The 19868-nt window shown below is 72.9% G+C and carries 16 protein-coding genes; 6 read left to right on the forward strand and 10 right to left on the reverse strand.

What is annotated here, in order from left to right:
• Positions 1–63: 63 nt before the first annotated feature.
• Both ACH4B3_RS27515 and ACH4B3_RS27520 read left to right on the forward strand, forming a co-directional pair.
• Positions 64–1113 (forward strand): hypothetical protein, encoded by a 1050-nt coding sequence (locus ACH4B3_RS27515; RefSeq protein WP_398467187.1) that lies wholly within the window; start codon positions 64–66, stop codon positions 1111–1113.
• A 2-nt stretch (positions 1114–1115) separates the two neighbouring features.
• Positions 1116–2216 carry a hypothetical protein gene (locus ACH4B3_RS27520; protein ID WP_398467189.1) on the forward strand — a complete coding sequence of 367 codons (1101 nt, stop codon included), beginning with the start codon at positions 1116–1118 and terminating at the stop codon, positions 2214–2216.
• A gap of 237 nt (positions 2217–2453) precedes the next feature.
• On the opposite strand, the gene ACH4B3_RS27525 is transcribed toward ACH4B3_RS27520, so the two are convergent.
• The gene (locus tag ACH4B3_RS27525; RefSeq protein WP_398467191.1) at positions 2454–3389 is read right to left on the reverse strand and encodes a LysR family transcriptional regulator; all 936 of its coding nucleotides are present in this window, start codon (positions 3387–3389) and stop codon (positions 2454–2456) included.
• 139 nt (positions 3390–3528) lie between these two features.
• On the opposite strand from ACH4B3_RS27525, the gene ACH4B3_RS27530 reads away from it, so the two are divergent.
• Positions 3529–4773, forward strand: coding sequence for an MFS transporter (locus ACH4B3_RS27530; protein WP_398467193.1), 1245 nt, complete (start codon positions 3529–3531; stop codon positions 4771–4773).
• Between the two features lie 117 nt (positions 4774–4890).
• Here the strand turns inward: ACH4B3_RS27530 and ACH4B3_RS27535 are convergent, their stop codons facing one another.
• The 3 genes from ACH4B3_RS27535 to ACH4B3_RS27545 form a co-directional block, all read right to left on the reverse strand.
• The gene (locus ACH4B3_RS27535; RefSeq protein WP_398467195.1) at positions 4891–5547 is read right to left on the reverse strand and encodes a DUF5701 family protein; all 657 of its coding nucleotides are present in this window, start codon (positions 5545–5547) and stop codon (positions 4891–4893) included.
• Between the two features lie 239 nt (positions 5548–5786).
• The gene (locus ACH4B3_RS27540; protein ID WP_398467197.1) at positions 5787–6311 is read right to left on the reverse strand and encodes a cupin domain-containing protein; all 525 of its coding nucleotides are present in this window, start codon (positions 6309–6311) and stop codon (positions 5787–5789) included.
• A gap of 47 nt (positions 6312–6358) precedes the next feature.
• Positions 6359–7141 (reverse strand): alpha/beta fold hydrolase, encoded by a 783-nt coding sequence (locus tag ACH4B3_RS27545; RefSeq protein WP_398467199.1) that lies wholly within the window; start codon positions 7139–7141, stop codon positions 6359–6361.
• Between the two features lie 112 nt (positions 7142–7253).
• Here ACH4B3_RS27545 and ACH4B3_RS27550 point away from each other — a divergent pair, with 112 nt between their 5' ends.
• Positions 7254–7769, forward strand: a complete 516-nt coding sequence (locus ACH4B3_RS27550; protein WP_398467201.1) for a MarR family winged helix-turn-helix transcriptional regulator — start codon at positions 7254–7256, stop codon at positions 7767–7769.
• A 383-nt stretch (positions 7770–8152) separates the two neighbouring features.
• Here the strand turns inward: ACH4B3_RS27550 and ACH4B3_RS27555 are convergent, their stop codons facing one another.
• The 5 genes from ACH4B3_RS27555 to ACH4B3_RS27575 form a co-directional block, all read right to left on the reverse strand.
• Entirely contained in the window at positions 8153–8539 is a 387-nt protein-coding gene (locus ACH4B3_RS27555; RefSeq protein WP_398467203.1) for a RidA family protein, read from the reverse strand.
• A 334-nt stretch (positions 8540–8873) separates the two neighbouring features.
• Positions 8874–12170: a lantibiotic dehydratase gene (locus ACH4B3_RS27560; RefSeq protein WP_398467205.1), complete on the reverse strand. Its 3297-nt coding sequence runs from the start codon at positions 12168–12170 to the stop codon at positions 8874–8876.
• Between the two features lie 16 nt (positions 12171–12186).
• On the reverse strand, positions 12187–13554 hold the full coding sequence (locus ACH4B3_RS27565; protein ID WP_398467207.1) for a lanthionine synthetase C family protein: 1368 nt from the start codon (positions 13552–13554) through the stop codon (positions 12187–12189).
• Between the two features lies 1 nt (position 13555).
• Entirely contained in the window at positions 13556–14359 is an 804-nt protein-coding gene (locus tag ACH4B3_RS27570; RefSeq protein ID WP_398467209.1) for a hypothetical protein, read from the reverse strand.
• Between the two features lie 521 nt (positions 14360–14880).
• The gene (locus tag ACH4B3_RS27575) at positions 14881–15387 is read right to left on the reverse strand and encodes a carboxymuconolactone decarboxylase family protein (RefSeq protein ID WP_398467211.1); all 507 of its coding nucleotides are present in this window, start codon (positions 15385–15387) and stop codon (positions 14881–14883) included.
• Positions 15388–15620: 233 nt separating this feature from the next.
• Here ACH4B3_RS27575 and ACH4B3_RS27580 point away from each other — a divergent pair, with 233 nt between their 5' ends.
• Positions 15621–16994, forward strand: a complete 1374-nt coding sequence (locus ACH4B3_RS27580) for a TerD family protein (RefSeq protein WP_398467213.1) — start codon at positions 15621–15623, stop codon at positions 16992–16994.
• Positions 16995–17114: 120 nt separating this feature from the next.
• Here the strand turns inward: ACH4B3_RS27580 and ACH4B3_RS27585 are convergent, their stop codons facing one another.
• Positions 17115–18029 (reverse strand): LysR family transcriptional regulator, encoded by a 915-nt coding sequence (locus ACH4B3_RS27585; RefSeq protein ID WP_398467215.1) that lies wholly within the window; start codon positions 18027–18029, stop codon positions 17115–17117.
• A 111-nt stretch (positions 18030–18140) separates the two neighbouring features.
• Between ACH4B3_RS27585 and ACH4B3_RS27590 the strand changes: the two genes are divergently transcribed.
• Positions 18141–19472, forward strand: a complete 1332-nt coding sequence (locus tag ACH4B3_RS27590; RefSeq protein WP_398467217.1) for a S28 family serine protease — start codon at positions 18141–18143, stop codon at positions 19470–19472.
• The last annotated feature ends 396 nt before the right edge of the window (positions 19473–19868 follow it).

The following is a 19868-nucleotide window of genomic DNA, read 5'->3' on the forward strand; positions in this document are numbered from 1 at the left end:
CCGTCTGTTCACGGGCGGTTGAACGCCAATACCCTGTGCCACCGGCGCGTTCAGGGGGGTCTCGTGAACGGTCTCCGCGCAGTCGTCGTCAGCCTGGTGATCGCGCTTGCCGCGGTGGTGTCGCCGGCCACGGCTGTCACGCCGAGCTGGTCGGCGCTGCCGGTACCGGCCGCGGCCCCGCCGGTGACCGTGTCCGATCTCGCCGCCCGCGGTCCGGACGAGGCGTGGGCGACCGGGTACGAGCAGGCCGCCGACGGACTGCGGCCGATGCTGCACCGGTGGGACGGCACGGCGTGGAGCCGGGACACGACCTTCCCCGGCGCCGGCGAGCCGGGCTGGCTCGGCAAGGCGCAGATCGTCGGCGAGGAGGTGTGGATCTTCCACAACCGCGCCGGGGAGGGGGAGATCCTGCGCCGGTCGGCGGGCGGATGGAGTGCCGTCCCACTGCCGCAGACCCTGTGGACCTACCAGGACTTCACCGCGGTACCGGGTGCCGCGTGGGTGGTCGGTGAGGACGACACCGGGCTGAAGGTACTGCACCACGACGGCTCCGGCTGGACGGAGCAGTCCACCCCGGACGGTGTGCTGTACCTGATGGGGATCACCGCGCGGACCGCCACCGACGCCTGGGCCTGGGCCGACACCAGCACCGGAACCACCATCCTGCGCTGGAACGGCGGGGAGTGGCGGGACGCGAAGGTGCCGCTGCCGCCGAACGCCAACGTACACACGATCATGCTCGAACCGTCCGGCCGGGTCACCGTCGGCGGCAGCCGGTACACCGACGGCGTGGCCCGCACCTACCTGATGTCCTGGAACGGGCATGCCTGGCGCACCACCTACCCGCCACTGGGCGACACCCACACCGAGGACCTGGTGCGCGGTCCGGACGGGGCGCTGTGGCTCCCGGTGCGCAGCGACCGCGCGTTCCAGTCGAAGTACGCGCGGGTGGACGGCCGCCGCACCACCTTCTCCTACGGTCCGGAGCGCAGGGACGCGATCGACGTCAAACCCCGTGCACTGGCGACCGCCGGGTTCTCGCTGCTGTCCTTCGGGACCGTCGAGACCTACGGCACGAAACCGAACCTCATGAGCGAGCGGCTGGGAGGCTGACCATGGTACGCAGACTTCTCGTCGCGGTCCTCGCCGCCGCCATGACCATCGTGCCCGCGGCCTCGGCGGAGACGATGTCCTGGCAACACGTTCCGGTCCCGGCCCAGGTACGGCCGCAGGCCGGGCTGAACGAGGCCGTGGCGTCCGGGCCGGACCGGGCGTGGGCGGTGGGGGCCGACGCCGTCGGTCGCGAGGCGCCGGGCTTCCCGCTGGTGCTGCGCTGGGACGGCACCGCGTGGCAGCGCCAGAGCCTGCCCGGGATCGGTTGGCAGGGGGAGCTGTTGTCCGTCGCCGCCACCTCACCGACCGCCGTCTGGGCGGTCGGCCGCGACTCCGCGGGCGGCGCCCACCTGCTCCGCTTCGACGGCTCGGCCTGGTCCGAGAGCAGGCCGCCGCGCGGTGTGGTGCTGACCAAGGTCGTCGCCGGCGGCGGTGAGACCTGGCTGATCGGTTCGCGGGATGGTGCACAGGCGCTGCTGCGCTGGGACGGGCGCGGCTGGCGGGACGTACCGGTGCCCCCGGGATCCGTGTACGGCCTGCACGTCCTGGCGGCCGACGACGTCTGGGCCGCGGGCGCCACCGAGGCGGGTGCGGCCGTGTCGCACTGGGACGGGAAAGCGTGGCAGCAGACGATCGTGAACGGGTTCCCGCGGTCCGCCGTGGGCAGTGTGCTGGCGGTCTCGCCGACGGAGGTATGGGCCGGTGGCACGGCCGGGTTCGTCGGCGGCCCGCCGGGCCGGCCGATCCCGCCCCTGCTGGTCCGCTGGGACGGGCAGACGTGGAGCCGGGTGACCATGCCCACCGACTTCGGCGGCATCACCTCCCTGACCCCCACCGCCTCCGGCGGGCTGGGCTGGGTCTCGGTGGCCCGCTCGCAGAAGTGGGGCCCGCCGGGCAGCTATCCGCCGCTGGTCCCCGGGCCGGACTTCCTCGCCTGGAACGGACAGTCGTTCACCGGGTACAGCGAACCGGAGGTGGCCGGGGAGGGTGACTCCTCGGCGCTGTGGCTGGCGCCGGTGCCGGGCACCGGGACGGTGTGGGCGGTCGGTCGGGCCGCCGGCCCGGAGACCACCTTCGCCCCGCGCATCCTGCGGTTCGGCTGAGCGGACGAACGGCCGCGGTCGTCAGGAACCGGAAGTCGCCGACAGGGTCCTGGCCACCGCCCGGCCCCGGTTGACGGCCCGGGCACGAAGTGGCCCTTCGGCCCGCCCGTGCCATGCCCCCCCCGGGCGCCGGGGATCCGGCAGCCGGCACCGCGCCCGGGCCCGGCCACGGCGCGGAGGGGCGGACCGGGAGGCGCTGGTCGGTCCTGTCCGCGGTGGTCCCGGACGCGACGGCGTTCAGCGGGGAGTCACCCAGTCCGGCGCCCAGGTCCCGGCCGCGTCGTGGCCGGCCGCCGTGGCGGCGAGATGGGAGCGGAGGGTGGTCAGCGCGGGGTGGGGGTTGTCACGGTGCCACAGGAGCGAGTGCGGGTAGACGGGCACGGGCCCCGTCACCGGAATGCGGCGCAGCCCGTGGCCGGCGGGCCAGACGAGGCGGGTGTGCTCGCCCATGAAGGTGGCCAGGGCCGGGGTGTCGGCGATCGTGTCGAGGAGCGCGTCGGAGCCGAAGTTGGGGCCGGTGGCCTCGATGGTGAGCCCGTACTCGGCGACGAGGTCGTCGTAGTAGGCGGCCCACTCCGTGCCGGGGACGATGCCGGGCATCCAGATCCGGTGCCCGGCGAGCCGGCCGAGCGTCACCGACCGGGCGCCCGCGAGCGCATGGGCGGGGCCGGTGAGGAGTTGGAGCGGCTCGTCGAGCACGCGGACGGACTCGATGTCCTCGGGAAGGCGCTGTCCTGGCGCCACGACGGCGCGGAAGGACGCGTCGACCGTGCCGGACCGGACGGCGGCGACGGCCGTCTCGATCTCGAACAGCGTCACCACGTCGAGGTCGATCTCGGGGTGCGCGCGGTGGAACGCACGCATCAGCCCCGATGCGGCGCCGCGTAAGGCGATCACGTCGACGCGCAGCGGACGGCGGCCGGGGCGCACCGACCCGACCGCCCGCTCGGCGGCGCGCAGCAGCTCCCGCGCATGGGGCAGGAACGCCTGACCGTCGATGGTGAGCTCGGCGCCGCGGGGAGCGCGGATGAACAGCCGCACACCGAGGTTTCGCTCCAGTGCGGCGACCCGCTTGGAGACGGCCTGCTGGGTGACGGACAAGTCGGCGGCGGCTCTCTGGAACTGGCCCGCTTCCGCGACCGCGACGAAGGTACGTACTGCTTCGAGATCCACGCCGATCCACCCTAGTGAACAACAGGTGGTTGTGGACGGCCGGCCGGACGGTTGTTTGACCTGCCGCTGTGCTGCTCGATTGGCTCTCACCGGTCAACGACGGTTTGTTCCGGTGAGGCGTCAAGGGGGCGTGCCTGACATGGTGGGCAGGAGACCGCTGGGCCGGCGGTTCGGCTGGCTGTGGGCGGCCTACGCGGTGAGCGCCTACGGTTCCGGGCTGGGGTTCGGGGCACTGCCGCTGATCGCCGTGCTGGTGCTGCGTGCCGGCCCCGCCGAGGTGTCCGCGCTGTCCGCGGTGGGACCCGCGGTCGGTGCGCTGATCGCCGTGCCACTCGCGCCATGGGTGGAGTTTCGGCGCAAGCGCCCGGTCATGATCGCCATGGACCTGACGCGGTTCGCGGCGATGGCGACGATCCCGGTGGCCTATGCCTTCGGCCGGCTCGGTTTCGTCCAGCTGCTCGTGATCTCGGTCGTGGTCGCCGCGGCCAAGATCGCTTTCAACGCGGCCGGCGGCGCCTACCTCAAGGCGCTCGTCCGGCCGGAGGACCTGCTCACGGCCAACGCGCGGTTGGAGTCCACGAACTGGAGCTCCCTCGCGGTCGGGCCACCGCTGGGCGGCGCGGCGATCGGCCTGTTCGGGCCGGTCGCCACCGTGGTGGCCGACGCGCTCAGCCACCTGTTGTCCGCACTGGGCCTCGCCGCGATCCGCGACCGGGAGGAAGCGCCGCGACCGACCGGCAAGAGCCAGGCCCGGGCGGGTGCGTTGCTCGACGGCTGGCGACACATCATGGGCGATCCGGGCCTGCGGGCGCTCTACCTCAACAACATGCTCGTCTCCGGCCTGATCATGGCCACCGAGCCGCTGCTGGCCGTACTCCTGCTTCGCCGGCTCGGGTTCTCGCCCTGGGAGTACGGCCTCGCCTTCGCCGTCCCCTGTGCCGGCGGACTGATCGGCTCGCGGCTGGCTCGCCGTGTCGTGGCCCGCCACGGCCGGCACCGGGTCTTCCGGACCGTCGGCACCCTGCGCGTCATCTGGCTGATCGGCCTGGCCTTCGTCCGACCCGGCGTCGTCGGACTCGTCACCGTGATGGCCGTCGAGCTGGCGATCGTCATCAGCATGAGCCTGTACACCCCGGTGCTCGCGACCTACCGGCTCGAACGCACCCCCCAGCACCTCGTCGCCCGCACCCTGACGGCCTGGTCGATCGGCCAGCAGGCGTCCATCGCCGTCTGCACCGCGCTCGGCGGGCTGTTCGCCGGTGTCACCAGCCCGCGCACCGCTCTCACGGCCGCGGGACTGCTCATCCTGGCCACCCCGCTGCTGCTTCCCCGGCACCACCGGACGGCGAGGCGCGGGCCGGAACTGCCCGGCGGCCGCCCATGACCCCCCGGCCCGGCCGCCGGGGGAGTGACGCCGGACTCGCCGAGCGCACGGACCGCACCCCGACCTCCGGCGCGCGGACGGCCGCCCAGCCGGAGGTGGATCGCCTGGATCGACCGGTCAGTGGCCGCGGCCCGTTGCGGAGGCGAAGCCGAGCCAGGTGTGGCGGTTGCGCCACCAGCACCAGCCGACCTTCGGGGCGTTGCGGCGCTCCGTCCCGTCGCGTCCGGTGCCGTTGCTGATCCAGATCGCCGGGGTGCGGGCGTCCAGGGTGCCGTTCGCCTTGCGCAGCCGGGAGCCGATGGTCATGAAGCAGCGGTTGCGTTCCAGGGCGGCGGGCTGCTGGAGGACCCAGTGGATGCCTTCGGTGAGCAGCAGTGGGGTGCGGTCGTCGCGGGCGAGGGCGGGGAGTGCTTCGTCCGGGCTCCAGTTGGCCATGTGGTCCCCGCGGTCGACGCCGGTGACGAGGTAGAGCGGAGTGTCGGGCAGTTCCACCTCGCAGGGGGTGAAGTGGTCGACGTCGGGCATGTCGGTGACGACGAAGCCGGGCTTGCCGTCGCGCCGGAGGAGTGGCGCGAGGGTGGAGGCGGGGGCGTGGTCCGGGTGCACGGCGAGCAGGGCGCCGTCGGCCCGGCCGGCGGCGGCCGCGGCGAAGGCGCGGATGCCCTCGGCGGGAATCCCGGCGATCTCGTGCACCCCCAGGCCGATCAGGTGCTCCGCCTGGGCGGCGAGCGACGGCAGCGGGGGCACTGAGGCGGGAGGAGGGGTGTCGGGCACGGTGGATCCTCGGTTCGTGGTGGAGAGGTGCGGACGGGCAGGCCGTCAGCGGACCCGTGGCGGGCGGGTGGCGCGAAGCCGGTGCCGGCCCGCGGTCCGAGTGCTGTGTTCGGTCGACGCCGGCCTCCGGCGGACCGAAGACCGGCAATTCGTTGCCGGGCAGTACGCGCGCCCGGTGGCTTGATGCGGGTACCGCGGCAGGGCGCGGCGCCCGGTGGGGGACGGGCCGCGGAGCGTGGTCAGACGAAGAAGCTGTCGTGGCGCAGGAAGAACTCCGCGCGCTCGGCGTCGTCGAGGTCTCCGAGCCGGGTGATGCCTTCGAAGTACTCCTCACGAGGGGCGCCGGGGGCGAACAGCATGAGCATCGAGGCCGGCTCACCGGACTCGTTACGGAAGGCGTGCAGTCCTCCGACCGGGACGTAGAGGTAGTCGCCGGACGTGGCGTCGATCCACTTCTCCCCGTCGAACAGCCGCATGGTGCCCGAGAGGATGAAGAACGCCTCTGACATCGCCTTGTGGAAGTGGGTGCTCGGGCCGCCGGCCTCGGGCCCCATGTCCACCCGGTACAGCCCGTACTCGCCGTCCGTCGAGGCGGTGGTGGACAGGTAGTGGTAGGAGGTTCCGCCGCTGACACGGGGGCCGTCGGTGTCCACGGGCCGCGAGACGAAGTCGGGTTCGGCTGTGGCGGGCCTGAACATGGCGCTGACTTCGCCGTGCTCGCCGGCATAGCGCGGTGCGGGGTAGGACGGCGGGGGAAGGGACATGGATGGCTCCTCGGGGGACGGGTCCGGATCGGTGCGGGGGTGGGTGGTCAGTCCGCGTCGAGAAAATCACGGGTGAGTGCGACCAGGCCGGTGGGATCGGCGAACCAGTCCATGTGGCCTTGGGCCACCTCGACCAGTCGGCTGCCGGGGATGGCGGCGTTCAGTTCCCGCGAGCCCTCGACCGGAATCATGGCGTCGCCGGTGAATCCGACGACCAGGGTGGGCGCCGTGATCCCGGGAAGGAGGGGGCGGAGGTCCACGCGTGCGCCGAGGTCGATCTGCCGGCCGATGCCGGGCGGCGGCCACGCGTCGGTCAGTGAGTCGGCGAGCCCCTGGTGGCCCCAGCTGTCCAGGGCGGTCGGGCTGAACCCGGTCAGCGTCGAGAAGCGCTTGAACAGCTCCCGGTCGGTGTCGAGCAGCTTTCGCCAGGTCTGGAAGTAGAACTGGTCGCGGGGGTGGGTGGAGTGCGCCCAACCGCCGACCAGGACGAGGCGGCGCACCAGCTGGGGGTGGGTGGCCGCGACCGCGGCCGCTGCCACCGCACCGAGGGAGAAGCCGAGCAGGTCCACCGGTCCGGCCACGGCGGCCCGGGTGGCCGCGGCGACCTGGTCGGCTATCAGCTCGACGGTCAACGGCGCGCCGTCGTCGGTGGTCTGTCCGCTGCCGCTGAAATTGGGCCGTACCACGGTGCGGGTCCGGGTGAAGTGGTCCACCACGTTGCCGAAGACGCTGTCGGCATCGCCGCCGGTGCCATGGACCAGCACCAGGCCGGGGCCCCGGCCGTCGACTTCGTAATGGATCTCGGCGTTGTGCAGCATCGTGTGAGGCATGGTGAACCACCACTCATTAAATCGGTGCTCATTAAGTGAGCGCTAAGGTAATGAGTGCTCGCGCGAGTGTCAACTGAATGAGCGCTAAGATGATTTCCGGGAGGTGGCCGACATGACCGACGCAGTGGCCGCGGTGCTGGAGCAGTGGCGCCGGGAGCGCCCCGACGTCGACTTCTGGCCGATCGGTGTGGTGGGGCGGATCATGCGGATCTCCCGCATGTGGGACAAGGAGATCAAGGACTTCCTGGCCGGCCATGACCTGGAGCCCGGCGAGTTCGATGTGCTGGCGACGCTGCGACGCTCCGGTTCCCCGTACGAGCTGACCGCGGGCGCCTTCCTCAAGACGTCACTCGTCACCACCGGTGCCATCACCCTGCGGGTGGACCGGATGCGGGACAAAGGCCTGGTCACGCGGGACCGTGACGAGAACGACCGCCGCTCGGTCAAGATCCGTCTCACCGACCGCGGCCTCGAGGTCATCGACCGCGTCCTGCCCCTGCACGTGGCCAACGAGGCCCGTCTCCTCCAGGCACTCGACCCCGACGAGCGCCGGCACCTGGCGGCGACGCTGACGACCCTTCTGCAGTCCTACGGCGACACCCCGAATCCCCGCGCGGCCGGCGGCTAGACCCGGTCCTCGCGTACCCCGCGGGGGCGCGTGCCGAGGCGGGAAGACGACATCGTCACGGCCGCGCAGCGCGCACGACATCGCGATGGCGCTCGCGCGCCGGTCGGACACCTCGTGGGTGCGGCACATCGAGACGGCCCCGGTGCTGCGCACCTACAAGGCGGCAGTGACGCTGCGGACCCGCTGACTCCAGCGGGCTACCGCCCGCCGCCGGCATCCTGGCGCTCGACGGTGGCCGAGTCGCACGTTCCGCCCACGGCGACCGGCCCACGATCCCCTGGTGCCGGATTGCCGGCCCCACCACGGCTCACCCGCCGAAGCCCGAACCGGACCCGTCGGGAAAGTCCCGGCAAGGGCTGGCTCAGACCCGGGCAGCACGGGCGTCAGCCCGCGGCGACGACCTCGATCTCGACGAGCCAGTCGCTGACCAGGGTGGTGGCGACGATCGCGGTCGTCGGGACGGGCCTGCCGCCGAGCGCGGCCGTTCGGGCGGCGGCGTTGGCCTCCGCGTAGCCGGGGTCTCGCAGGTAGCTGGTCAGGCGCACGATGTTGTCGACGGTCATATCGGCAGAGGCGAGGATGGCGCGGATGTTCGACCAGATCAGCTCGAGCTGCGCCTCCAGGTCGGCCCCGGGCTTCCCCGCCGGGTCCAGGCCCATGGTGCCGGCCACGAACAGCAGGCGGTCGGCTCCTCGGACCTCCATGGCGTGCACGTAGTCGTCGGTGGCGGGGTAGACGCCTTCGGTCGGATTGTGCGGCTTGAGTTCCATGGACTGCCTGCTTCGCTCTCGGGGGCGGACGCGCACGACTGCGGACCGATCATCGAGCACGACCGGGGTGCCGGGAAAGTCATTTCCCGGAGCAACCGCGGTGCCCGCGAACCCGATTGGCCGGCGGCGGGGGGAAATCGGCACGGCCTCGCCACCGGGTACCGGGGTCGCTGCCACCGCAGGACGGCGGGCGGTGCTCAGCGGGCCGGCCGCGGGCGGCGCGGATCGCCGCCGGCCGCAGGGGGAGGCGATGGGCAGCGCCGCCGAGCCGACCCTGCCGGAACAGCGGCCCGGCGGCACCGTCGGAACCGGCGCCCCGGGGCAGGACCCGTACTCATCGAAGCCCCGCCGCCGGCTCGGGCGATGCTGCCGGCTGCCGGACGGGGGACCGGTCCAGTGCGGTGCGCGTCCGCAGCAGCAGCCCCAGGACGTGGCCCTCCGGGGGCCAGTCGGGGCCCATCAGCCGGTTGCAGCTCAGGTGCACGAAACTCGCGGCGCGCCGCCACAGGTCACTCTCGTCGCCGGCACCGGGCGCGTGACCGTGCGCACCCGGTCCGGCGGGGTCCCCGAAGAGGGCGGCCAGTTCGCGGCGGCGGGATGACAGGGCGTCCGCCACCGCACTGCCCCCGGCTTCCGGCGGTGGGTGTCCCGGATGGGCCAGCAGGTTGCGGAGGTCGTCCTTCCGCCGCCGGTACTCGACGCCGGTCTCGCGGCTGGGGCGAACGTTCGCCCCGTACCACCGGAGCCGCTGGGCCTCGCCCATGCCCAGCCCGGCGAGCAGATCGTCGGTGTTGAGGACCGCGAGCAGCGTCGGGTCGATCTCCGACCGCGCGCCGTGCCACACCCTCAGGAGCCCGGCGGTCGCGCGGCTGTCGGCGCAGAAGAGCCGCTCCGCCGCCGCCATGCCCTGGAGTCCGCCGTACCGTTCCAGCTCCCGCTCGTAGGTGTCCAGGCAGACACGGGTGCAGATGTCGTCCGCCATCAGCCCGGACGCCCAGGAGAAGAGCTGGGGCGCCAGCTCGTGGGTCAGCCGGCCGGCGTCACCGCGGAAGCGCAGGCGGACATGGAACGCGGGATCGGCGTAACGGACGAAGAACCAGTCCTCGGCCAGGCCGCTGCCGCAGACGAACTGGCAGAACCGAGCGACATGACCGGTGATCAGGTCGTCCGCGAAGGTCTTCGGGCAGTACAGCTTGGCGAACAGCCAGTCGCTGCCGGGTGGGCGCATCCGCTCGACGGCGGTGACGGCGGTGACGGCGGTGACGGCGGTGACGGCGGAGCCGGGGGAGGCCTGGGCGGGCGGCGCCGCGGCAGCCGGTGGTTCCCGGTCCGCCGCGCCGGGGCGCAGCGCCATGGGTACCACCAGCTCGATCGTGTGGTGCCCCTCCGGGCCGCGGGTCCACGCCTGGCCCGGGAACGGCAGGGCCTCCTGCAACAGCGCTCCCGGGCCGCGCTCGCAGGCGGTGCGCAGCTGCCCGGCCTGTGTGTCGTCCGCCAGGTCCAGCAGCAGCCGGTTGTCGCCTTCGGTCAGGTACACGTACCGGGGGACCTGCCATGTCCGCCGCCAGTCGCTCACCGCGCGGGCGTCGTCCTCCGGCGTTCCGCCCGGCAGCGCGCCCTCCAGCCGCCACTGGGCCGGGGAGAGGACGATGCGGCCGTACTCCACCCGCGGCAGGAACGGGAAGTCCGCGGCCGGCCCCCAGTCGAAGCCGCTGAACTGCGCCACCCCCGCCTGCGGCAGTTCATCGAGGAAGCGGCACACGGCGGGTGCCCGAAAGCTGTTGAGCATGTGCCCGGCGCAACCGCGCAACTCCGTGCCGGCCGCGGGCCAGCGGATGCCGAGCCGGCCGTCACGCAGCACCACGGTCAGCTCGGACGCGGGTACCACACGCTCGGCCGGTCCGCCGGCCGTCGCGCCGACGACGATCTCGTGGTCCCGGACCAGGGGGCGGACCACCACGTTCGCCGTGCGCAACTCCTGCGGCAGGTAGGAGACCTCGGCCCACAGGCAGTGGGGGGCGCCGCCGTGCTCGGCGGAGGCGACCTGGCGCAGCACCTGCTCGGCCTCGGGACCGAGCAGGGGCGCGAACCTGCCGAGATTGCGTCCGGCAGCGGGCGCCCCGAGATTGGGACCGACGATGATCCGGAACTCGCCGGCGTCGAGCGCCGCGGCGGATTCGGCGCTCACGAACAGTGCGAGGTCCAGGGAGGGCGGCAACGTCGCCCGCTCCGGCGGACACGTCCGCAGCCGGGCCACCGTGTCCTCGGAGAGCCGCACGGCCCGCCGGTGGTCGCGGACGGCCTCGAGGGCCAGGTCGCGCAGGGTTCGCCGGCGTCGCGCCAGGGCGTCCGCGTCGACACCGGGGGGAGCGGCACTCTGCCCGTACAGCGCCGGCGGGCCGAGCCCGAGATCGGGATCGAGGAGCTCCGGCAGCGGCACTTCGCGGTCCTCTCCGTACCGGTGCTCGAACGCCTGCCGGTACGCCTCCAGGTGCGGGGGTCCGGTCGGCCACGGGCTGATCGCGAGGAGCAGTTCCGCGGCCCGGACGGCCTCCTCGCCGACCGCCCTGTTGATCTCCCGGCCCGCGAGCGGAAGGGCCATGTCGACCTGCACCGCATGCCGGGCAGAGCCGGCGTTCGCCGAGCCGGCCAGGGTCAGCAGTTCCCGGTAGGCCTCCGGCCCTCGTGCCACGGCGAGCCCGTCCCAGTCCTCCATCGCGTCCAGCACCCGGCGCAGCACGGCGCACTCCTGCCGCGCGGCGGGGATGGCGCCGAGTCTGTCCAGCACATAACGCGTCGGACTGGCCACGGTGAGCGGCGGACGCAGGTCGGTCAGCAGGATCGTCTGCTCCCACAGCTGGTCGACGAGGTGGGCCGCCTTCTCCGGGGTGGCCCCCGGTGTGTGCAGCAACTCCGTGACCAGGTCCTGGTAGCCGATCGGGGTGCGGGCCAGGGCGATGGCGCGGCGCACCGCCTGCCCCGCGCGGATCGACACCCCGGCCCCGGCCCCGGCCCCGTCCGTGCCCGGGCCGGGTGCCCGCTCCGGGAGGAAGACCCGGCCGGCGTGGCAGAAGGCCTCGGAGTGGGTGAGGAAGCGCAGGTGGCGGCGGATCTCCGGGCGTGCCTCCAGCTCGAACACCAGGCGCAGCAGCCACTCCATGTCCGGCCGCGTCTGGGTCGCGGGTGCCTCGCCGGACAGCTCGAGGTCGGTGCCGGGCCCCCATCGGGCCAGCGCGACTCCGGCGAACAGCCCGTACGGTGTCGGCCGGGTCGACATCCTGATCAGGTAGCGCAGCAGCTTGCCGCGGAGCGCGGACCTGTCCGCGCCGTCGCCGTCGGACCGCCGCAGTGCCTCGTACAGGTCGTGGCTGCCCACCGCGAGCGCCCTGCGGATCCGCGGGTCGCCGGGCATCAGCCGCCCGGCGTCCGGGCCGGAGCCGTGCCCGTCGGGTTCCGTGCCTCCTTCGCCCCGCGCCCCGCCCGCGGGGACGTCGCGGCCCAGGGCGAAGTACGTTTCGGCGGGCAGCAGCGGCGCCCGTACCAGGACCTGGTCCAGGAGCCGGTAGCGGCCGGTCGCGGGCGGCCGCGGACGTGCCCGGCCACCGTCGCGGTGTGCGGTCGTTCGCGTCATGAACGCGGTCCCTCCTTCAGGAGAGCAGGAAGAGCCGGTCCCAGTCGGGCCGCACTCGGGTGCCGGCGGCCAGGAGCGTCAGGACGACGCCGGGTGCGCCGTCCAGAAGTCCGGGGCGGTCCACCGGCCGGTCTCCGGGCTCCACATCGCGGTAGCCCAGCAAGGACCCGGGCTCGTAGGCCGCGAGCACCTGGTCCGTCAGCGCGTCGGTCCACCGGACGAATTCGGGGCGGCGCGTGTCGTGGGCGAAGCGCAGGGTGATCTGCAGCAGTCCGGCGACTCCGTGGCAGAAGGTGGGTGCGTCGATGCCGCGGTCACGGGTGTCCCGCCGGTAGACCTCGGCCATGCCGTCGAGCGCGAGGTCGCACAGGTCTGCCCGGTGCAGGGCCCGCCCGGCGAGCCAGAGGGCGCGGGCCACGCCGGGGGTCCCGTAGCACCAGGCGGTACGGCTGGGCGGCGGTGTGCCGAGCTTTCCCTCGGCGGTGAGCGGGATCGTCGTGGGCCAGCCCACCCCGGTGTCCGTCTCCAGCCGGTGGGCGACCAGCCAGTGTGCCAGCCGCTCGACGGTTTCCGGCAGGCCCCGGACCTCCACCCCGTGGTCGAGAGCGAGCGCCAGCAGCGCCAGCGGACCCGGGATCCCGTGCGCCAGACCGCAGTTGAGCACACCGTGGGGGTTCGCGCGGGCCATGGCTTCGTCGCCGATCAGGTGCGGCGGCGTGTGCCACGGGGGGAGCCGGTCGCCGGCCTGGCACATCGAGATCAGGCCGGTCAGCACCGCCGTGAGCGCGTGGGCCGCGCCGCCGTCCTCCCGGCGGGTCAGCAGCCGGGCGCCGACGCCGGTGAGCCCGGAGATCAGGTCGAAGACGCCCACGCTGAGGCCGTCCGGCGGGCCCCGCAGCTCGTCGGCGAGCCGGATCACCCGGGGCAGCAGCACGGCGTCGACGGCCCGTACGAGTCGTCGGTAGCGGGTGTTTCCGCGGGAGAGGTACTCCGCGGTGAACGCCAGGCCGCTCAACCCCTCGAAGAGCGCGGTCGGCGGCAGCGGCACCTGCTGCACCGCTTCGGCTGCCGTGCGCAGATACCGGTGGGCCGCGATGTCCCAGGCGTCGCCGGGGAAACAGGCGTCGGCGTACCCGCACATGAGGGCAAGCCCGGCATCCCCCGAGGCCAGGCTGTAGGGCGCCCAGTGGGCGCTCCGCGGGAACGCCGTCTGCCCGGCCTCCGCGATCCGCGCCGCTGTGACGGATTCCGGGGTGCGCATCCGTTCGGCGACGTCCCGGGCCACCGCCGTTGCCCGCGCGGCACGCTTCGCCGTCAGGAGGGGAGCCGTGCGGGCGGTGGTCCGCTCCCCGGCGTCCGGTTCCGGTAGCTGCCGGGACCGCATGTCAGCAGAACTCGCTCTGGGTGATGCAGAAATGCTGTGTCGGCACGTTGAGGCACTGCACTCCCGGACAGGTTCTCTGGTGGCAGGTGTTGCAGGTGATTTCGTTGCACTGGGTGGCGCAGGTCATACAGGTCTGATGGCAGGTGCCCTGGTTGCACTGGGTCTGGCAGGTCTGGCAGGTCTGCCCACAGGTCGGCGTGCACGTACCGCAGGTGCCGCCCGGGCAGGTGTGGCCCTGGCACGTGTTGCATGTGTGCCACTCGGGCCGGGTGTGGCAGCCCACGCACGTGGAGTTCGTGGCCCCCGGCGGAATGGTGAACATGGTCAGCGGTCGCAACGGCGTCGGCCGGCGGCCCAGTCCGGGAGTGAGCTGGAAGGGCCGGTCCGTCAGCACCGTGAGGAAGACCGAGCCCGCCTCCGTCTCCGGTCCGACCCGGATGTCCATGTCGAACTCGTCCGGGGCCTCGCCCGCCTCGCTGATCCGGCTGTACTGGACGTTCGCGTCGCGCTTGATGTTCACGCTGGTGGCGTCCAGGCCCAGGAAGGGCGGCTGCTCCGGGCTGATGGGCTCGGTGAAGACGACGTCCTCGGCCTTGAACTCGGCGAAGTAGTCCAGATCCTTGGAGAAGTAGACCCGCTGGAACCCCTTCCGGTCGCTCTTGCCGAGCAACCCACGGAGATTCACGGTGCGTTGAGCGGGCTCCGCCGGATCGGGTGCGACATGCTCCACGAAGGGGTCCTGGCGTCCCTGCTCGTCGTCACGGCGTCGTCCTCCGCCGCGTGGTCGCCGATCTTCGTCTCCCATGGTGTCCTCCTCGGGCGCCGGCTCGGCGCCGGGGGCGGCCCCGGCGCGCACCGTGTCGGCCGGAGTGCCACGGGTGTAGGGGCGGACGACGTACCGATGCACGACCGGCGAGCCAGGCTCGCCCGGTGCGAATCGACGCATGGCTGACGGCCGAAGGGCCTGTGTTCGGAAAGTGGGAAGGCGAGCCCCGCGGACTCGGAGCAGGTGTCCCGGTCCCCGTTCCGGGGTCTCCCTTATTCCCAGAAGATCGCGGAATATACCTTTTGTCAAGTCGCGTGGAGGGAGGCCGACGGGCTCCATCGCCGGCGCGGCCGGGGCCCGGCCGGCTGGATCATCCGGCCGGGCGGACCCGGGCGGCCGTGGACGGTACCGTCGCGGAGCGAGTCGACGAGCCCGGCGTCCGGGCCGGTTCATCGGCCGGTGCGCGGGATGGCCGCAGCGCCGGCGCACCCGAGGGCAGGCACCGGCCGGCGGCGGACCCCGCGCACCGGAACCCGAAGCCGGGCCCTGTCCGGGCAGCCTCACTTCCACGGGTCGGTGAACGACCGGCCGGGCACCGGCTTGGCGGTGAGCGCCACCGCGATGAAGAAGTTGACCTGGCCGATCGCGAACATCAAGGTGGCCAGCGCCTTGGCTTCGTAGTGCTCGGCCACCCGGTCGTACAGCGCGTCGGAGACCCTCTCGCCGTGTGCGGACGGCTGCAGCACCGCTTCCACCAGTGCCAGCGCGGCACGCTCCGCACCGGTGAAGTACGGCGAGTCCTGCCAGGAGGCCACGGAGGTGATCCGCTCCTCCGATTCCCCGGCCTTGCGCAGGAAGCCCGTGTGCAGAACGGTCAGGTAGGTGCTGCCGACGATCTGTCCCGCACGCAGCTGGACCAGGCTGATCGTCGAGCGCGGTACCGATCCGTTGCCGGTGACCCTGAACAGCGCCGCCGAGACCTCCGCCAGCTCGGGGACGAGCTCCGCGGGGTCCTCGGCCATCCGGGGAACCATCGGGACCTCCGCCGTGATCGAACGTGTTTCCATTGCCGTCTCCTTCGGGCTTTCGCGTTGCTGTCACTGCCCTGACGGATCGCGACGGAGGAATGTGACCGCGGGGAGACGGATGTTCGTGTCCGCCGTGGACAGCGATCCACCGGAGGACCCCGGCCGCCCCGCGGGCACGGGTGCGGCCCCGGCTCGGGCCCTTGGGTTCTGACGGTCGGCGAAACCCTGGGCCGCCCCTGTCGGTGACACGGCGGGGATGCCAGGATGCGTCCATGACGAAGATCATCAAGGGTGACAACCTCCCGCTCGGCGGCGAGCCGATGCGGGTGGCGGTGGTACGGCGGTCCGGCGGGTCCGGGGCGCCCGTGGTCGATGCGGCCGCGTTGCTGGTGGACGGGAACGGCAAGGTCAGGGACCAGGGTGACCTGGTGTTCTACAACCAGCCCGAGCACCCGGGGAGCGGGGTACGGCTGGCCGGGAACGTCCGCGGGGAGGGTGGTGTGGCCGCGGACTGGCTGGAGATCGCCCCCGGCCGGGTGGAGCCGTCCGTGGAGCGGATCGTGGTCGCGGCGTCCTGTGACGGCGGGACGTTCGGGGAGGTCGCGGACCTCTATGTGCGGGTGCTGAGCGCGGCCACCGGGGAGCAGCTGGCGCTGTACGCGGTGGAGGACGCGACGACGGAGACCGCGATCCTGCTGGGCGAGTTCTACCGCAGGAACGGGGAGTGGAAGTTCCGCGCGGTGGGGCAGGGGTACGCGTCCGGACTGCCGGGCCTCGCCGCGGACTTCGGTTTCACCGTGCCGGACGACGCCCCCGCGCCGCCGCCGGAGGCGGACGCGGACACCCGCCCTGCCCCGGCCCCGCAGGCCGCCCCGGCTCCGCTGTCTGCCCCGGCCCCGCAGGCTGTCCCGGATCCGGCGTCGCAGCCGGTGCCGGTGCCCCTTCCGGTGCCCGTTCCCGAGGCGGCCCCGCAGCCGGTGCCGGTGCCCGTTCCGGAGGCGGCCGCCGTCGCGTCGGCCGGTGCCCCCGCGGCGCCCGGGAACGGCCTCCCGGTCGATTTCGGGCCTGAGTTCCCCCTTTTCGAGCAGCGGGGGAGCGGCCGGGACGTGGTACGGGTCGACGTCCCGGTGCCGGCCGGATTCGTCGTCGTCGACGTGGTCAAGGAGGGCGACGGCAGCTTCGAGATCGCCACCCTTGACCACCGCAACCACGACGACAAGTCCGTCTTCTTCAGCTGGATCGAGAACGTGCGCGGCCGGGCCCTGGTGGATCACCATGGCCACGCTCCGCTGCGGCTGCATGTGAAGACGCGGGACGACTGGACGGTCTCGGTACGCCCGGTGTCCACGCTCCGGGAGCTCGACGGCCGCCTCGAGGGGCACGGGCCGGACGTGCTGGCGCACACCGGGGAGGCCGTCGACCTCGCCATCAGGCACCGGGGCGACAAGGACGGGGAAGGGTACTTCGAGATCGAGGCCGTCCGGCCGAACGGCAAGCGCGATCACGTGTTCAGCAGATGGGACCGGGGGCGCGGCACCGTACCGCTGCCCGAAGGGCCGCGACTGCTGGTGATCAAGGCCAGTGGTGGCTGGTGGGTCGAGCCCCGCCCGCTCGGCCAGGGGGGTTTCTGGCGCCGCCGCCGCTGAGAGCGACCCGGCCGGCCCCGGCCAGGCCCGGTCGGGACGCCGGGCCGGCGACGATCACCGGCCCGCCCTGGCGCAGAGGCCGGGGAACGGGCCTGGCCGGACAGGCCGGGGCGGCAGCGATCAGCGCGTCGTCCCGGCCGCCCGCGTCGCTTCCCGGTGCACCGCGCGGATCGCCTCCACCAACGCCGGCGCGTGTGCCGCGAGCGCGCCGTCGCGGTGCCAGACCAGCAGCAGCCGCATCCGCACCGGTTCGCCCACCAGCGGGCGCACCACCACCCCGTCGCCGACGCGGTAGGAGGACTGGCAGGCGGAGACCGCGCGGCCCGCGGACACCACCGCCGCTCGCATACCGGTCTGCTCCAGGCGGTAGCGGGCACGCGGCCGGAACCCGGCCCGCTCGCACGCCTCCACCAGGTGTTCGGGCCATCCGGTGCCGTCCGACGGCGGCAGTACCCAGTCCTCGTCGGCGAGATCGGCGAGCCGCACTTCCGTGGCGGCTGCCGCGGGGTGCGCCGAGGGCAGCGCCACCATCACGGGCTCCGTGGCCACTTCCGCGTACCGCACCTGAGGCGGTGGGCGCAGTTCGAAGCCCGGGTAGTCGGCGAGCAGCGCGCCGTCGAGCCGGCCGGTGGACACGCGGTCGAGCAGCAACCCCGTGTAGTAGGCCACCTGGAGCTCGGTACGGACGCCGGGCAGCAACGCGGTGAGCCGGTCCTCGACGTCGACGGTCAACTGGCTCTCGTAGGCCCCGAAACGCACCACCGGCTCGGAAGGGGCGACCGGGATGCGGCTGAGGATGTCGTCGATGTTGCTCAGCGCGGCCCGCGTACGTGAGAGCACGAACTGTCCGAACGGCGTCGACCGCACCCCGTGCCGCCCCCGGGTGAACACCTCGCCGCCGAGCAGCGCCTCGATGCGACGCAACTGAGCGGTGAGCGCGGGCTGGGAGACACCGATCGCGGCTGCCGCACGGGTGATGCTGCCGTGCTCCGCGATGGCACTGAGCGCCCGCAGATGGCGTATTTCGAGCTGCACACGGTGCACCCTAACTTTCCATAACGCATGGATGCTATGGAATTCTGGGATTACTGGCGACGGGCCGGATGCGGCAGGGTGCGTGCGAAACCCGACTTCGGAGGCCAATTCGTGCTGCGTATCCGCACTGTTCCCAGGCTCCTGCTGTCCGCCGCTCTCGCCGCGGGGGCACTCGCAGCCACGGCGGCCCCGGCCACGGCCGCCACCACGACCCACACGTCCTTCGAGGACCGGCTGCGTGCCATACCCGGCGTCACCGTCACGGGGGTCACCGACAAGGGCGGCCACCCCCTCTACTCGCTGACCATCACCCAGCCGGTGGACCACCGGAAGCCGCGCCTGGGGACGTTCGAGCAGCGATTCACCCTGTGGCACAAGTCGTCGGCCAAGCCCGTGGTCTTCTACACCGGCGGCTACGGCCTGTCCGACTCCACCCGGGAGCCCACCACGATCCTCGACGCCAACCAGCTCAGCGTCGAGCACCGCTTCTTCGGCCCGTCCGTCCCCGCCGGGCCCACCCCCTGGGACAAGATGACCGTCTGGCAGGAGGCGAGCGACGAGCACGCCATCGTCGAAGCGGTCCGTCCGCTGTACGACAAGGGCTCCAAGTGGCTCGCCACCGGAGGCAGCAAGGGCGGCATGACGGCCACCTACCACTACCGCTACTACCCGCAGGACCTCGACGGTGTCGTCGCGTACGTCGCCCCGAACGACGCCGTCAACGCCGACGACCGCGGGTACGAGCGGTTCTTCCGTACCGTCGGCACCCGGGAGTGCCGCGACGCGCTGAACGCCGTGCAGCGCGAGATGCTCGTCCGCCGCGACACCCTGCTGCCCAAGTTCGAGGCGACGGCGAAGGAGAAGGGCTACACCTTCACCAACACCCTCGGCACCACCGACCGGGCCTACGAGTTCGCCGTCCTCGACCAGGTGTGGAACTTCTGGCAGTCGGGATCGGCCTCCCAGTGCGACACCGTCCCGGACGCCGGCACGGTCTCCGACGACGACCTGTACACCTGGTCGCTCGACCACGGCCTGTCCATCTACGAGGACAGCACCCTCGGCGCCAACAGCTCGGGCCCCTACTACCGGCAGGCCGCCGCGCAGCTCGGCTGGGCGGACCTCGCGTTCAAACACCTCAAGGGCGTGCGCAACCACCCGGACATCTACCAGCCCAACTCCGTCCTGCCCGCCGACATGCGCACCAGGTACAGCGGCAAGGCGATGCACGACGTGGACAAGTGGGTGAGGCACGACTCGCAGCGCATGCTCTTCGTCTACGGACAGAACGACCCGTGGAGCGCGGAGCAGTTCACGCCGAGCAAGCGCGATTCGTACAAGTACGTGGTGCCGGGTGCCAACCACGGCGCCCGGATCGCCGCACTCCCGGCCGAGGAGAAGAACGCCGCGACGGAGACACTCCGGCGCTGGGCCGGTCAGTGAGAACCCGCGAGAGCCGGTCGGCACTCTGAGAGCTGCCGCTGGTGCGGAGCGACGGCCCCCGGGACCCGACGAGGCGGCCGTGCCGGCGACGCCGACCGGCACGGCCGCCCCCTGGCGCCGTTGTCGGACCGCGAACGCGTGCCGGTCCGGCCGGTACCTGTTCACCGGCCTGGACGCCGCCGGACGATCGGTCCCTCCGTCGGGCACGGCCCGACGGAGGGACCGACACATCGACTCGCACCGGACAGACCTGCGCCGCCTCCCTGTGCCCGCGGTCGCACGGCGGCGTATCCATCGGAGCTGTTCCCGTTCCGTGGACGGCCCGTCCTGTCGAGCCCGGGGGAGGGGGAGCCTCAGTGCCCCACGGGGGACAACCCCCGGTACCGCACTGAGGCC

Source organism: Streptomyces sp. NPDC018031, from assembly GCF_044327625.1.
In the GTDB taxonomy this organism is placed as follows: domain Bacteria; phylum Actinomycetota; class Actinomycetes; order Streptomycetales; family Streptomycetaceae; genus Streptomyces.